We start from the raw sequence: 14,877 nt of genomic DNA on the forward strand, positions 1-14,877 counted from the left end.
GAGAACACTGTGAAGGGCCGTTTGCGCCGTGTAAGAGAAAATGAATCTTGTCTTAAGTATTTGTGGGATGCCTACAAAAAAGCATCCGTTGCGACCCGATCTATACCGTCTCGCAATGTGGGACCTCGCAGGTGACCGGCGAGTAACCCGTCTAAGCCTTAATGACGTTGATTGTGACTGGTGTGATTCCTGGTTCAGGAGTGAACACCTCGGCGTGCTCCTGAGCCAGTCTGCCGACGGTTGCCGCGACACGCAACACATAGGCATCACGCGGGGACGTTGGGTCCCTACCGGTGAAATCGGTGATTCGCTTAAGTCGATAGCGCACAGTATTTGGGTGAACAAACAGTGCGCGTGCGCAGGCCTCGATAGCGCCCCCGGAATCTAAGTAGGCGTCGAGAGTTTCGGTCAGCGCCGGGCCGGCATCGCCGAGCGGGCGCATCACTTCGGTATTGAGGGCCGCGATGGCGGCCTTGTCGCCCAGGAGCGCCCGTTCGGGCAGCAGCTCGCGCGAGGACACCGGTCGGGGCGCGCCCCGCCACCCCGACACCGCATCCATCCCCGAGAGCGCCTCCACGGCGCTGGTGTGTGAGGCGCTGAGCGTGCCCGCCGTCGGCCCGATGACCACCGGACCGTCGGCGAAGACCGTCAACAGATCGACCATGAACTTGTTGTGGGCTGTGATCGGACCCGACGCGATGGTGAGCAACCGGGTGCCCTGGATGACGGCAAGTGCGCCGCGTCCGTGCCGTTGCGCGACCTCATGGACCAATGTGGTTGCGTTGGCGATGATTTCCGGCCGGGGAGTGCCGACGATAACCGTTGCCGGTGCGGTGGTGTCCCAGTTGAGTGCGGCCGCCCGGGACAGCATGTCCGGTCCGGTGTCGCCGCGTACCACCGCGTCGACCACCGTCGCCTCCAGGCGCGAGTCCCAGGCTCCGCGGGTCTCGGCGGCTTCCGCGTACACGCTGGCCGCACCGAATGCGAGATCGCGGCTGTACCGCAAGATGCCCTCGGTCAGCGTCACCAGCTGCTCATCGTTGCGGGCAAGCAGGGGCAACACCTCTTCGAAAAACTCCATGGCGGTGCGCACCATGTCGACGGAATGACGCAGTGCCAGGCGTTTGGCGAGGTCCTGGGGGACCACCTCGAAGGCCTGCATGGTGAAGCCGACCGTGCCCTCGGGGTCGCGTATCCACTCGACGAAGTTGTTGATCGCCGTCTGGACCACCAGGGCGACGCTGGAGCGCTGCGAGGCCTCCAGGTCGGTGAAGAAGGGCAGGCGCTCTTCCATGACATGGACGGCTTCGGTCGAGAGCCGGCCGGAGTACTGCTTGATCCGGTGCAGGAGCGCCTCGGGAACCTCGGCCCTTTCACGCGGCTTGCGGGCCGCGCGAAATCCGCGAGGAGAGGTCGCCGAATTGTCGGGCATCCCTAAAAGGTACCCCGGATTCCTAGTGGGAAACCGCCAAATTCGGGGAAGTTAGGCGCTCCCGGTGTCCTTATACGAGACGTCGGCGGCCGACACGTCGTCGATCTTGTACTGCGCGGCTGCCCGCACGGCGACCTCGCGGTCAACGGCACCCTCGTCGGCCAGTGCCTCGAGTACCGCGACGACGACAGACTCGGCATCGGTGTTGAAGTACCGGCGTGCGGCCGGGCGGGTGTCGGATATGCCGAACCCATCGGCCCCGAGGGTCCGGTAGGTTCCCGGCACCCAGGGCCGGATCTGCTCGGGCACCGCGTGCATCCAGTCCGAGACCGCGACCTTGGGACCCTGGGCGCCCTCCAGCGCCTTCGTCACGTACGGGACGGTCTTGGGGCGGTCCGGGTGGCGTAGCGCCTGGTGATCGATGGCCAGGCCGTCGCGGTTGAGCTCACCCCAGGACGTCACCGACCACACGTCGGCCGCCACGTCCCACTGTTCGGCCAGTAGATCCGCCGCGCGCAGCGCGTCGGGCAGCGACACCCCGGAGGCCAGGATCTGCGCCTGATGCGTGCGGGCCTCGGGCGCCACGCGGAACTTGTAGATACCGCGCAGGATGCCCTCGACATCGACGTTTTCCGGCTCTGCCGGCTGCACATACGGCTCGTTGTACAGCGTGATGTAGAAGTACACGTTCTCGCTGTTCTCGCCGTACATCCGCTGCAGGCCGTGCTCGACGATATGGGCGATTTCGTAGGCGAATGCCGGATCGTAAGCCACCACAGCGGGATTGGTGCTGGCCAGCAGCAGCGAGTGACCATCGGCGTGCTGCAGCCCTTCGCCGGTCAGCGTGGTGCGCCCGGCCGTGGCGCCCAGGACGAACCCGCGTGCCATCTGATCGGCCGCGGCCCACAGGCCGTCGCCGGTGCGCTGGAAACCGAACATCGAATAGAAGATGTACAGCGGGATCATCGGCTCGTCGTGGGTCGAGTACGACGTGCCCACGGCGGTGAACGAGGCGGTGGAACCGGCCTCGTTGATGCCCTCGTGCAGGATCTGCCCCTGCGCGCTTTCCTTATAGGCCAGCATCAGATCGGCATCCACCGCGGTGTACAGCTGGCCGTTGCGGTTGTAGATCTTCAGCGACGGGAACCAGGAATCCATGCCGAACGTACGGGCCTCGTCAGGGATGATCGGGACGATGCGGCTTCCAATGTTCTTGTCGCGCAACAGTTCCTTGAAGGTCCGCACCAGCGCCATGGTGGTGGCGACTTCCTGCTTGCCCGAGCCCTTCTTCACCGAGGCGTAGACCTCCGAGCCCGGCAGGGTGAGCGGGCGCGACTTGGTGCGCCGCGACGGCACGAATCCGCCCAGCGCGCGGCGCCGGTCGAGCATGTAGCGGATCTCGGGAGCCTCCGGGCCGGGGTGGTAGTACGGCGGCAGGTACGGGTTCTCTTCGAGCTGCGCGTCCGAAATCGGGATCCGCTGCTTGTCGCGGAAGTCCTTGAGGTCGTCGAGGGTCAGCTTCTTCATCTGATGGGTGGCGTTGCGGCCCTCGAAGTGCTTGCCCAGGGTGTAGCCCTTGATGGTCTTGGCCAGGATGACCGTCGGCTGGCCCTTGTGCTCGGTGGCCGCCCGGTACGCGGCGTACACCTTGCGATAGTCGTGACCGCCGCGCTTGAGATTCCAAACCTGGGCGTCGCTAAGGTCTTTCACCAGCTCCTTGGTGCGCGGATCGCGCCCGAAGAAGTGTTCGCGGACGTAGGCGCCGTCGTTGGCCTTGTAGGTCTGGTAGTCGCCGTCGGCGGTGGTGTTCATCAGATTCACCAGCGCGCCGTCACGATCGGCGTGCAGCAGGGCATCCCATTCGCGGCCCCAGACAACCTTGATGACGTTCCAGCCGGCGCCGCGGAAGAAGGACTCCAGCTCCTGGATGATCTTGCCGTTGCCGCGCACCGGGCCGTCCAGGCGCTGCAGGTTGCAGTTGACGACGAACGTCAGGTTGTCCAGGCCCTCCGTCGCGGCGATGTGCGCCAGGCCGCGCGATTCGGGCTCGTCCATCTCGCCGTCGCCGAGGAAGGCCCACACCCGCTGATCGGAGGTGTCCTTGATGCCGCGGTCGCGCAGGTAGTGGTTGAACCGTGCCTGCATGATCGCGTTCATCGGGCCCAGACCCATGGAAACCGTTGGGAATTGCCAGAAATCGGGCATGAGGCGCGGGTGCGGGTAAGACGGCAGGCCGCCGCCGGGGTGGCTCTTCTCCTGCCGGAACCCGTCGAGCTGATCGGTGGTCAACCGGCCTTCCAGGAAGGCGCGGGCGTAGATGCCGGGGGAGGCGTGACCCTGGATGAAGATCTGGTCGCCGCCGCCCGGGTGGGCGTTGCCGCGGAAGAAGTGGTTGAAACCGACCTCGTAGAGGGCCGCCGAGGAGGCGTAGGTCGAAATATGGCCGCCCACACCGACCCCTGGCCGCTGTGCGCGGTGCACCATGATCGCGGCGTTCCAGCGGATCCACGCGCGGAAGCGGCGTTCGGTGTCCTCGTCGCCGGGGAACCACGGCTCATTCTCGGTGGCGATGGTGTTCACGTAGTCGGTGGACGTCAACGCCGGGATGGCCACCCGACCAGCATTCGCCCGCTCCAGCAGCCGCAGCATCAGGTACCGCGCCCGGGCGGGACCCGAGCGGGCCAGCAGGCCGTCAAACGACTCCAGCCACTCGGTCGTCTCGTCCGGGTCGATATCGGGCAGGTACGACGCCACACCTTCGCGGATCACCCGAACGCGCTCGGATTGGTTTGAGACGCTTGAATTTCCGGCCAGGTCCTGGCGAGCGAACTCCGTGGTCAACTTTTCTGCTCCTTAGGGGTGGGGGTGCAGATCTCAGTCACAATCAGATCGGTACTCCCATCGTGCCGCAAGTCACTTGCTACTAGCGAGTCTGGTCCAGTCACCAGGTCCAGAGCGGCTCCAGCAGGTACCGTCGTGACATGCGTATGGCGGCGCTGTTGATCGCGCTAGCGGCCATCTGTGCAGGGGTGGTGGCGGGCTGCACCGTGACTACGGGAGGGCAGGCGTCGGCGCCCAGCGAATCGGTGTCGGAGTACCGCACGTACGTATCGCAGTCCATCGAGACGTCGCGGTCCGAGGAATCCAAGCGTCAGGAGACATCGCGGGCGCAGGCCCAGGCTGATGCCTGTGAGACGTTCGCGATGACGTCGAATGCCGCCGTTTCGGCGGGTAATGAGCTCATCTCCGTCATGAACGACGAGGGCGGCTACGGGTCGAGCGCGGAGGCCAAGGTGGGCCCGGTCATCAATGCGCTCAACACCAGCGCCGGACAGATCGACTCCGTCAAGGCGAAGGCGCAGACCGATGAACTGCGCGATGCGCTGACGCAGTACGTCGATCAGTCCCGAAAACTGGCCGGGGCGTTCGATAATCGGCTCAGCAGTGGCACTCTCAACTCTGTGGTCCGTAGTTTCAACGACGCGCGGGAGCGTGCCGGGAAGATCTGCGAACCGCTTCTGCAGACAAAAGGCCGATAGTGCCTGACGAGGATTGCCACTGGCATGCGACGATGTGAGCATTCATCCCAAGTGCGCAAGCACGCACCCGTGAATAAGGAGGGGCCGAACGGTGGTCGCGGCGGCTGACGCCTCGAACTATGCCCACAAGCTGGGCATCCAGCGAGATCAGCTTGTGCAGGAGCTGGGCTGGGATGAGGACACGGATGACGACATCCGGGCTGACATCGAGGACGCATGCGGTTCGGAGCTTCTGGACGAGAGCTCCGACGATGTCATCGATGTGGTCCTGTTGTGGTGGCGCGATGATGACGGCGATCTTGTCGACGCGTTGATGGACGCCATCACCCCACTGGCTGAGGACGGCGTGATCTGGGTGTTGACGCCCAAGACCGGCAAGCCGGGCCATGTGCAGCCTTCGGAAATCGCCGAGTCGGCACCGCCGGCGGGCCTGGTACAGACCTCCTCGGTCAATCTGGGGGACTGGAGCGCGACGCGTCTGGTGCAGCCGAAGTCGTCGCGCGGCGGGCGGCGCTGATGCTGCCTGTCGGGACCGTCGCACCCGATTTCACCCTGCGGAACCAGAACAACCAGCCCGTCAGCCTGAGCGATTTTCGCGGTAAGAAGGCCGTGCTGCTGGTGTTCTTCCCGCTGGCGTTCACCGGGGTCTGCCAGGGCGAGCTGGACCATGTGCGCGACCACATCGGAGACTTCGAGAACGACGACGTGCAGATCATCGGGCTGTCGGTGAGTGCCGGGCCGATCCACAAGATCTGGTCGAGCTACAGCGGCTTCACCTTCCCGATCCTGTCGGACTTCTGGCCGCACGGGGCCGTTGCCGAGGCGTACGGGGTGCTCAACGAGAAGGCCGGATATCCGAACCGCGGGACTTTCGTGGTGGATGCCGACGGAATCATCCGATTCGCCGAAATGCTGGACCCCGGGCAAGCCCGTGACCAGGCGGGTTGGGTAGAAGCGCTGGCCGCGCTACATTCGTGAGCTGATTCCCACGTTGGCGACGACGTGGACCGGGCGTGTAGCTCAGTGGTAGAGCTCTGGTTTTACACACCAGCGGTCGGGGGTTCGAAACCCTCCGCGCCCACCGAAAAGTGCAGGTAGAGAGGCCTTTTATCCTTCGCGGCTGTGTGTGGTTGACCCATCGTTGACCCATTTCTTTCTGTCCACGGTCTCCATGGCGTCTATGGAGTCCGTGTAGTCACTTTGGTACCAGGGACTGTTGGACAAGCGAGATTTAGTCCGCACGGCCTGGAGCGCGACCTCCCTGTGTGCTGGATTCTCTTTTCTTGCTTCTGTAGCAAACTATGCTCTGTTGTCCGGATTTGGTGGTAGGTGTTCGTTGCCTGTATGCAACGGTGTAGGCCTATCGCTTCGGGTGGATCGGCGTGGACGTAACGTTTCCGAGTGGGTGCGCACCAGGTGACCACCTTGGCGCCAGGGCGGTGACCCGACGATATTGGGCTTACCGCCTTGCTTTACTTGGGATTTCATCCTTGTAGGACCATTACTCGCCTGCGTTTCGCACGTCACCGTCGGAGTCGAATTCGTAACCGCTTGACCTCGGTAGGTGTTCGATATCTCGCTTGGGTCGCGCAGCTTTACCGGCTAGGTAGCCTGCCCATCTCTGCCCACTGGCAAATCGTCTGGGTGCAGAGGTCTGAAGCGCGCCACGTCGCGCGACGGTGGCGGGCAGACCTCTTCGGAGTCTGGGATCGGGTGGGGTTTAGCTGTTTTTATGGGTCATTGCTGGTGACCGTGCCTGCTGTTTGGTGATGCTCGCTCTATTGCAGCTCTGAGGTGGTGTTTCTTGTGGTCGCCGGACGTCTTGGTTACTGATCGGTCGACATTGCTGAGGTTCGCAGCCATCGGTTTCGCGTTGAGGAGGCGGGTCTTAACTGGGGTGATGCTGTCGCGATGCTTCACCACCACGGGCGGCTCGCTTCGATTAGTGCCGAATGTTCGGCGTGTCGCGGCAGCGGGCTTGGCTCCACGAGACCAACTGACACGGTGGATGCATGAGTGGAACTAACTCGGTACCTGACTTGGCGGCCGCCCTTGCTGCCTTTATCACCGCGATCAGGAACGGACAGGGGGTGCCCAACCCTGAGCCAGGGATGCTGCTGACAGTGACGGAAGCAGCAGCTGCGTTGCGCTGCTCTCGCTCGTTCCTGTACGCGCGCATCCAAAGTGGGGACATTTCGGCTGTCAAGCTAGGGCGTCGTCGACTCATCTCGACCGACGCGCTTCGCGAGTTCGTGGAACGCAGCACTGTGTGATCTGCGATCTCCTGTTGCGCTGTCGCTGGTCTGTGGCCAGTCGCCGTACCGAACGAGAACATCTGTGAGCCCGGGGTGGCCCGCGGCGGGACTCCCGTGCAGAACTGGACGGTCGTCGATACTTCCTGGGTATAGTGTATAAAGCTATACTCGGTTCCATGAACAGCTCACGTGACGTGCTGCGCGAGGTGATGGTGCGCACCAACACTTCGCAGTCCGAGTTGTCGCGGGTCAGTGGGGTGCGTCAGCCCAGTGTCAGTCAGATGCTGTCGGGCAAGTTGAATCTGAGTGATGAACAGCTGGACCGGTTGTTGTCGTGCATGGGGTACCGCCTCGAGGTGGTTCGCCGGCCGGTTGAGCCCGAGTTGACGCGTTCGGAGTGGCGGTCGTGGCAACTGCACCGGCAATTGTCCACACATCTGAACCGGTCCGTGCTCGAACAGTGGCGGCCACGCATGGAGCACAATTTGCGGCAGCTCCGGGACACCACTACCGGTCAGCCGCACGAACGCAACATGGATCGGTGGGAACACCTGATCGAAAATCTGGATGTGGTTGGTGTTCATCGCGTGCTGACTGGTCTGGACCGCGACTGCATTGAGATGCGGGAGGTATCGCCGATGCGAGGTCTGCTGCCCGAACCCGAGCGTGTCCAGGTGTTGGCGATGATTCGGTAATGCGCCGAGATCAGTTGGAGCACGCCATCCGCACGGCGTGTCAGATCATTGGCCATGGCGAGGTGATCGTGGTCGGATCTCAGTCGGTTCTCGGCACCTTCGACGAGAACCAATTACCGGCTGCTGCCACGATGTCCCAGGAAGTCGATATCCTGCCGATCGCTGACACCGCCGCCGAGATCGCGCGCCTTGCCGACGACATTGAGGGTGTGGCCGGCGAGTTCTCCTTGTTCGAGCAGCAGCACGGTTTCCGTATCGATGGGGTCGATCTGGGCACGTGCGCGCTGCCCGAGGGCTGGCGCAAGCGATTGGTGCGTGTTCAGAACACCAATACCGCTGCGCCGTCGGGGCATCCGCAGTTCACGGGCTGGTGTGTGGAGCCAGAGGATGTCTGTGTGGCGAAGCTGTGCGCGTTCCGCGAGAAGGATCAAAACTTTGTCGCGGCGCTGCTAGACGCCCGGTTGGTCGATGCGAGCACCATCGCCAACCGGTTACCGACCGTCGAAAACCGTTACCTGGAATCAGCCAAACGAGCTTCCAACTGGATCAGACAGTGGCTGTAACGCCGACCTGCTGAAGGGGGTTGAACGTAGCCAAGCTGAAGGAAGGACTCTTGAAAGATGATCTTCCCGCCGACGCGGCAGTGGCCAGTCTGTTTAGTTCTCATATTTGCCCTTTGGGCATGTCGGTTAATGAGGGACTAGGAAGACATGTAGGTCGGAGTGATAAATATGCAGGGTAACTGGTGAATTCAATCGGGCAGCCGAGATGGTACTCAACTAGTCTTGTTTGCTTCTGAAAGCTGCCTGGTTGAGGGGCGCTTTCGCTGAATGCGCCCTCTTGGCAGCTACGGGACGGCTTGCGGCATTCGCTGCGCTCGCGGTAGCGTCGCTGGTATGGGGCGTTTGGGGGTAGCGGTCAGAGGGCATGTCCGCTGGGGCATCGCGACTGCGACGGTTGCGATCGGGGGCCTACTGACCGCGGGGATTGCGCATCCTGATCCGGGGACGCCGGGCCCGCCGCCTCCTGCGCCTCCTCCGTTGGCGGTCCCGCAGCCCGACAATCTGCCCCGTGCGGTGAATATTGGTGGTGCGCAGGCTAAGTCGAATGTGCCGCAGGGTATGGGTGACGGAACTGGGCGGCCGCTGGCCGAAGCGCGGGAGCGCAGTTTGGTGTCGGTGCCGCCGATCGCCACCGACGGTTTGCACGTCGCCACTGCCTGGCCGGGAAAACAAGTCGTTATCCATCTGCCTAATGAGCGGCAGCTGACGGCGGCTAGCTGGGGTGAGGGTGGTGCTGCCTCCTACGGGTCTGGGCCGGTGGATTATGTGGTGATTCCTGATGCTGGTGGCGGTGCGGATATCCGGATCATCCGCAAGTCTTTCTTGTCTCCGAGTGATTTCTCGCTGGGGGTTCGAGTTCCGGAGGGCACGCATCTGCGCCAAGACCGTGAGGTTGTCGTTGTGGAGACCGATGCCTCACCGGGTAAGCCCGCAGTGGTCATTGGCACGTTCAGCACCCCGGATGCTCGCGACGCCGCAGGGAACATTATCGAAGTGACTCCTACGGTGGGCGGCAGCTATCTGTATCAGCAGTCGGCCGTGGACTTGAACGTTGGGGAAGTGGGGCTCCTGAACTTTCCGGTGACCATCAGGGTGGCCTACCTCGCTTCGAACACCGCGGTCGCCGTTGCTTATGGCGACCCTCCGCCGATACCTCCAGCCGATCCTGTATCCGATCGCAGTGATCGGTGTGTGTCTGGGCCGCCGCAGTTTCGCGGTGGCGAAAACCCGGACAAGACAGCTGATTTCGTGCCGTCGTGTGGGCGGTTGGCTGTGTGCATGACAGCAGTGCCTGCTCGCACTAGTGCGCTCACATGTGAAAACACATTCTTGGGGGATCTGTCTAGCGCCTGCGTGAGCGCTTTCGGTCATGACGGTTCCGATTACGACGGCTGCTTGGCAGCCGCTAACGGACACACCCGCTGGGCCAAGGAAAACATGCTCCCCGGCGCGGCCGCCACAACAGGTTGATCCTGAGATGCCTTCCAACACAGTATCTTTCACGGCACAACTTCGAGGAAGGGGATAGTCGATGAACGACACCGCTAGGGGAGGCTTCGACGACGATATGTCCACACAGAACCTGCCCGCGGCTGCCCGGCCACCAGCGTCAGAGTTGACGGGATTTGCCGCTGGAATCACCGGTGCGATTTTGACTGCGGCGGGGGTGTGGGGTCTGCATGTGCTCGCCCGAGCCGACGGTGTGGCCGCATCTGTTGGGTGGGCTGTTCTGCTGTTGGCGGCGTTCACGGCGCTGGGCAAGGGCATCACCTTGCTGCGGCGAGCCCTCGCACCGGTGACCACAGCGGCATCAGCGTCGGTGGCTGGCATCCCTGACGTGGTGCGGGCAATTGCGGGCATCGGTGTCGGTGCGGCCGGAGTGTGGTGGGTCATGCGTGGGCACGCAGGCTCGTGGCTCACCCAGATCGCCGATATCGATGGTTGGACACTGCCATCGCAGCTGGTGCAGGTGGCGATCATCGCTACGGCCGGCGCGTTGTTGTTTGGCGGCGGTAAGACCCTCACTAACCTGCTGCTGTCGAATTCGGGTACCCGCCAACATGATCAAGATGGCGCAGACCAGGCCAAGGGTCAGGATCGCTGGGCTGCGTGGTGGGCTAGTCATCCCGGTTTGGGGATAATGCTGCTGGCCGGCGGCGTAGCGCTGCTCTTCCTGTCCGGATATGTGGTGCCGCGGGTGTCGGGGTGGTTGACCGGTGATGACCCGATGGCCGCGCTGGCCGCTATCGCCGCGGTCGTGACTCTGGCGTTGGCCGCCAACACCTGGTGGTGGCATGCGTTGTCGGGGTGGTGGACGTGGGCGCACACACCCAATGGGCCCGGTGGGTCCACGCCGATGGGCCAAATCTATGCCGGCGCTGGAGTCTTGGCGCTGATCATGTTCTCGGCGACCGCATTCGGCCTAGCCACCTTGTCTTCCTACTTGCCTCAGAGTGCCGTTGTGGCATCGGCGGATCCGTGTGGTCCCGATGGCTGCGGTGGTGGCGGCAATAGTGGTCCCCAGGACGGCGGACAAATGTTCCAGCCTCCGCAGATGCCGAACCAGATGCCTGACTACCAAGGCGGCATCAATCAGCCACCGCTAGACCAGAACGGCGGGGTCTCCATCTATAACCCGTCCGCCGGGCAAGGCGGATCGCAAGCTCCCCAAAACCTGGGTCCGCAGATGTCGGGTCAGCACGCCACTCACGGTGAGCCGTTGCCGAATTACGGGCCCTGGCAGCCCGATGCACAACCCCCGGCTCAAGCACCTGTGCAGCAGGCGCCACAGCCAGTTCAGCAAGCACCGGCACAGCAGCCGGCGCAGGCCCCACAGAACCCTGCCGGTCAGCAGCCAGTGCAACAGGCGCCCGAGCAGCCGGTGCAGCAGGCGCCGCAACAACCGGGACCACAGCAGCCCCAGGGTCAGCCTGGTCAGCAGCCACAACCGCAGCAGGTTCCGAAGCAGCCTGAGCAGGTGCCGCCGACGCAGCCTGATACACCGAAAAAGAGCCCCATCGATCCGACCGATCTCGCTGTCGCCGCTACGCGCCGCGGCTCGCAGCAAGCCGGGCAACAAGCGGCCCAACAAGGCACCGCCCAAGCGGTGTCTAAGAGCTCCCAGGTTGCATCCCAGATGTCTGGGACTGCCACCAACATGAGCGGTCCTGCACCTATGGAGCCCCCGACACCCTCGCCATCGCCGTCTGGCGGGTCGAATGCGCAGTGGCAGCCGACGCCACAAGAGACGCCCACTCCTCAAACCGGGAAGTGGGTTGACCCGAATACAGGTCAGCTAATATCGCATCCGCCATCGTTTCAGCCAAGTACTGGGACCACTCCGCAGACGCCCGCGCCGACGCAGGGCCACACCGAGGCGGAACAAGCTGTGGTTGACAGATCAGATCAAGTAAAATGGTTAGCAGATTTTCAGAAACTATCAGCCGAAATCGCCGAACATAACGCACATCCAGTTTTCGGGACTGTAAACGATCCGGCAGTTACTGCATATAATGCAGAGGCTGCTAAACAAAATGCCGACATGTTGGCGCTTCAGGCAGACGCGGGACGTATGACACTTCCTGATATACCAATCGCAGTACTGCAGCAGCCAAATTGATAACGCCATAGAATCTATCGCATTGCTTAAGTCAAATAAAGGATAAAAAATGTCACTAATACGTCCCAGTATGAGGAGTCGATTACTTCCCTTACGGGCTACCATGACTCTAGCGATTATTTTATATGTGGGAGGTTGCGGTCCGGTATCGTTGGAGACCAACGCGGAGCCTCAAAAAAATGTTTCCGCGGATGCGCTTGTTCTGAGCGCCGATGATGTCGGAAAAATCGCCGGTTTCCAGGGATTCATGCCTGAGCACACAATAAGATCAGATCGGCCGCGGCTAATAGACCCAGGCGCCCCTAAGGATTGTGGTGCAATTTACGATCAGAATGTGGCCTTTGGTGCAGCATTTAAGGGGTTCTTGTCAGTCACCTATGGAGGTTTGACTGACGAATACGTTAAACGTGTTGTTTCGGTAACTCAGGATATTGGCGTGTACCCCGATGTGGCGACAGCGCATAGAGTTTTTGATCAACTGGTTTTGGGGCTCACGAAGTGTTCTTCACTTCAAGTTGAAAACTATAGGGTAGATGTGACGCGACCTGACTCCTCGACCATTTTTGTTGTTACCAATGGCGGAAAGTCTGAATATCGTGTCAAATCGTCAGTTCTGATGTATGCGGGGGTAGGCGGTTTATCTAACTCCGGCCAGGTAGCACATACTGTTCTCGATACGATCGCCGACCGGGTTCAATGATATGGTCATGAAATAAACGAGGTCACCGCCAGGTGGCCAGGCTTGCATCTCTTCATCAGTAGCTGGGTTTCATCTCCTGGAAGCGAAAGAAATGGATAAGAGCAACGACGGATGGCATATAGAAGGGCTACGAGAGAGTGCTAAGAATCGGATACTGAATTTCCCGTTGAATGTGGTCGAATACAATCGTGCAGACCACATGCACGGATTCTTGCGTGATACCGCAGTCCTTGCCCAAACAGAGGCGCTGCTGGCAATCAGTGAAGAGCTTGCGCTGATACGTCATCACCTTCAAACCTCTCAGCCAGGAACTCCGCCCTCCCCACCTGCGGCGCCCTCAACCCCGCCGACTGGAGAATCAAACACCATCTCCCAGACTCGCTCGGGCCAAAACTGGCCAATGTAGGCCCGTCTGACCTGTTCGGCCCGGCGACCGACACGTGCTTGCTATGTCGCTTTGGCCGTAGCGTCTATAGCAGTCATCGTCGTCGCCTTGTCTCGTGGCGGCGCGCACCACGCGGACAGTCGTCGACTAGCGGTATCTGATAGCGCGAACATTGATTCGCCCGTGGAGACACAGACTATCGAGGAAATGCAGTGACAACAGGGCCAACTAACAACGCGGACAGTGCCGAGGTGATCTATGAACCCGGCGTGGATGTCAAATGGGTGCTCGACGTGAGCAGTTTTGCGGACTCCAACTCGGCGACCGCCGCGACCTCATCGTCACGGAGCGTTCTACAGACGATGCTGCAAGTCGAGCAGGCCATAAGTGCGTGCCTGGACGACCACGGCACTGCCGTTGCCTGCGTGGTGCACACTTTTGGCGGCCGCGATATCCATCTTCGGGATGGCTCCAGAATCGCGTATCGATGGGAGTTGTTTGTCTGCGACTGGCGCTGCCTTGGTTGCGGTCTCGACATGTCTACTGTCGATGAGTACTACATGCTCAAAGATGATGTGTGGGCACAAGTAAACCCCGCTATCGATGGAAACCTCTGTATCGCTTGTGTCGAAGAGCGCCTCGGTAGAACTCTGACCGCTGCCGACTTCACTGATTCACCGATCAACACCAGCACAGGGAAACGACGTACCCGGCGATTGGCGGATCGTCTGAGTTCGGGCATCAATCAAAACCTGCCGATCAGCTAGCAGCTGGGAAACGTCGCCGCATCACATCGGGACTAGTTGCAGCGAAGCTGGTCGGTGTACCGTGATCTACGCAGACCCCCCCACACCTGTGGATAAGGGGGTCTAGCTGTTTCTTGGGGGTACCTCAGCGGAGAGTGAATGCGTTTCAGAGCGGATGCAGCGCGATGCGGCCCGTCCGGATTTTCGCGCTGGGGAAGTTGCCTTACCCGCATACGTTCAGAGATGAGCAGATCACGAAATACATACAGGCTATTGCCGTCCAGATATACTGGGCTGTAACGGCTTTCAGGGGACACGCCAGGCCGTCTGAGATGGTTGACGATGTCTAACAACCACTGATGGAAGCCGTAGTCGGTTGGTGAGGCGTCGTGCGGGGCAAGACTTACGGCTGTCCAGTCGCGTCAGAATAGGGTTGCTTGCTGACTCGACCCCACGCGAGCAAGCCAACAAGTACCAGCCAGCAGGCCACCGCACTGAAGGCGAGCGCCTTCTCTAATTCCAGGCTTGTATCGAGCAACTCGGGACTCCATCCGAGGATGTTGATCAGAATGGATTCCTCGTAGCTTTGGTCATCGACATCGACGATCACAACACCGAGTATCAGCATGATCAGCCAAAACGTTGCCTGGGCGATTGCCTGGGCGGAGGAAAGCCGCACCGGTCTTCGGGGCTGCGAGAACGCAAGGGTCGTCGAGGCAATCAACGCTACGACGAGAACTGGGACGATGAACACCAGCATGAGTAGCGCGATCCAGCCCAGCGTTGCACCGAACAGACCGCGGCCCACCCACACCCACAACGCCGCTATGACGTTGAACGGGATCATCAAATCGAACACCGCGCGGCGGAATCTGATCATCTAGCAAACATTAACATCAGGGCAAGCGGCCAAGAGGGCCCTGCACCGGCCACCTACTAACTG

The 14,877-nt window shown here is 61.5% G+C and carries 13 protein-coding genes and 1 tRNA gene; 11 read left to right on the forward strand and 3 right to left on the reverse strand.

Going from position 1 to position 14,877, the window contains the following annotated elements:
* Positions 1-151: 151 nt before the first annotated feature.
* The gene (locus AOT83_RS18965) at positions 152-1,432 is read right to left on the reverse strand and encodes a PucR family transcriptional regulator (protein WP_030095373.1); all 1,281 of its coding nucleotides are present in this window, start codon (positions 1,430-1,432) and stop codon (positions 152-154) included.
* 51 nt (positions 1,433-1,483) lie between these two features.
* Positions 1,484-4,273: a pyruvate dehydrogenase (acetyl-transferring), homodimeric type gene (aceE, locus tag AOT83_RS18970; protein ID WP_057964052.1), complete on the reverse strand. Its 2,790-nt coding sequence runs from the start codon at positions 4,271-4,273 to the stop codon at positions 1,484-1,486.
* Positions 4,274-4,413: 140 nt separating this feature from the next.
* On the opposite strand from aceE, the gene AOT83_RS18975 reads away from it, so the two are divergent.
* The 11 genes from AOT83_RS18975 (at position 4,414) to AOT83_RS27435 (ending at position 13,955) form a co-directional block, all read left to right on the forward strand.
* Positions 4,414-4,971 (forward strand): hypothetical protein, encoded by a 558-nt coding sequence (locus AOT83_RS18975; protein WP_030095375.1) that lies wholly within the window; start codon positions 4,414-4,416, stop codon positions 4,969-4,971.
* Between the two features lie 91 nt (positions 4,972-5,062).
* Positions 5,063-5,488: a DUF3052 domain-containing protein gene (locus AOT83_RS18980; protein WP_030095376.1), complete on the forward strand. Its 426-nt coding sequence runs from the start codon at positions 5,063-5,065 to the stop codon at positions 5,486-5,488.
* Positions 5,488-5,949 (forward strand): peroxiredoxin, encoded by a 462-nt coding sequence (locus AOT83_RS18985; RefSeq protein ID WP_030095377.1) that lies wholly within the window; start codon positions 5,488-5,490, stop codon positions 5,947-5,949. The genes AOT83_RS18980 and AOT83_RS18985 overlap by 1 nt, the downstream gene beginning before the upstream one ends.
* Positions 5,950-5,980: 31 nt before the next feature.
* Positions 5,981-6,052 (forward strand) — tRNA-Val (locus tag AOT83_RS18990).
* 931 nt (positions 6,053-6,983) lie between these two features.
* Positions 6,984-7,244, forward strand: a complete 261-nt coding sequence (locus AOT83_RS18995) for a helix-turn-helix domain-containing protein (RefSeq protein ID WP_057964051.1) — start codon at positions 6,984-6,986, stop codon at positions 7,242-7,244.
* A 158-nt stretch (positions 7,245-7,402) separates the two neighbouring features.
* Positions 7,403-7,921, forward strand: coding sequence for a helix-turn-helix domain-containing protein (locus AOT83_RS19000; protein ID WP_234797626.1), 519 nt, complete (start codon positions 7,403-7,405; stop codon positions 7,919-7,921).
* Entirely contained in the window at positions 7,921-8,484 is a 564-nt protein-coding gene (locus tag AOT83_RS19005) for a DUF6036 family nucleotidyltransferase (RefSeq protein ID WP_057964050.1), read from the forward strand. Before AOT83_RS19000 ends, AOT83_RS19005 begins: the two co-directional genes overlap by 1 nt.
* 477 nt (positions 8,485-8,961) lie before the next feature.
* Positions 8,962-9,954, forward strand: a complete 993-nt coding sequence (locus tag AOT83_RS19010) for a hypothetical protein (RefSeq protein ID WP_081343687.1) — start codon at positions 8,962-8,964, stop codon at positions 9,952-9,954.
* 61 nt (positions 9,955-10,015) lie between these two features.
* On the forward strand, positions 10,016-12,103 hold the full coding sequence (locus tag AOT83_RS19015; protein ID WP_057964049.1) for a hypothetical protein: 2,088 nt from the start codon (positions 10,016-10,018) through the stop codon (positions 12,101-12,103).
* Between the two features lie 103 nt (positions 12,104-12,206).
* Positions 12,207-12,803, forward strand: a complete 597-nt coding sequence (locus AOT83_RS26965) for a sensor domain-containing protein (RefSeq protein WP_157858380.1) — start codon at positions 12,207-12,209, stop codon at positions 12,801-12,803.
* A gap of 597 nt (positions 12,804-13,400) precedes the next feature.
* Positions 13,401-13,955, forward strand: coding sequence for a hypothetical protein (locus AOT83_RS27435; RefSeq protein WP_109394627.1), 555 nt, complete (start codon positions 13,401-13,403; stop codon positions 13,953-13,955).
* Positions 13,956-14,337: 382 nt separating this feature from the next.
* Here AOT83_RS27435 and AOT83_RS19025 read toward each other — a convergent pair whose 3' ends face one another.
* Complete coding sequence (locus tag AOT83_RS19025) at positions 14,338-14,814, reverse strand: hypothetical protein (protein ID WP_057964048.1); 477 nt, start codon at positions 14,812-14,814, stop codon at positions 14,338-14,340.
* Between the last annotated feature and the right edge of the window lie 63 nt (positions 14,815-14,877).

This window comes from Mycobacteroides sp. H001, assembly GCF_001440005.1.
Lineage (GTDB): Bacteria > Actinomycetota > Actinomycetes > Mycobacteriales > Mycobacteriaceae > Mycobacterium > Mycobacterium gwanakae.

Coding starts and splice junctions, on each gene's coding strand:
- AOT83_RS26965 (WP_157858380.1), top strand. CDS start 12,207: ATGACTCTAGCGATTATTTTATATGTGGGAGGTTGCGGTCCGGTATCG.
- AOT83_RS18985 (WP_030095377.1), top strand. CDS start 5,488: ATGCTGCCTGTCGGGACCGTCGCACCCGATTTCACCCTGCGGAACCAG.
- AOT83_RS18975 (WP_030095375.1), top strand. CDS start 4,414: ATGCGTATGGCGGCGCTGTTGATCGCGCTAGCGGCCATCTGTGCAGGG.
- AOT83_RS19005 (WP_057964050.1), top strand. CDS start 7,921: ATGCGCCGAGATCAGTTGGAGCACGCCATCCGCACGGCGTGTCAGATC.
- AOT83_RS19025 (WP_057964048.1), bottom strand. CDS start 14,814: ATGATCAGATTCCGCCGCGCGGTGTTCGATTTGATGATCCCGTTCAAC.
- AOT83_RS18995 (WP_057964051.1), top strand. CDS start 6,984: ATGAGTGGAACTAACTCGGTACCTGACTTGGCGGCCGCCCTTGCTGCC.
- AOT83_RS19000 (WP_234797626.1), top strand. CDS start 7,403: ATGAACAGCTCACGTGACGTGCTGCGCGAGGTGATGGTGCGCACCAAC.
- AOT83_RS19015 (WP_057964049.1), top strand. CDS start 10,016: ATGAACGACACCGCTAGGGGAGGCTTCGACGACGATATGTCCACACAG.
- AOT83_RS18965 (WP_030095373.1), bottom strand. CDS start 1,432: ATGCCCGACAATTCGGCGACCTCTCCTCGCGGATTTCGCGCGGCCCGC.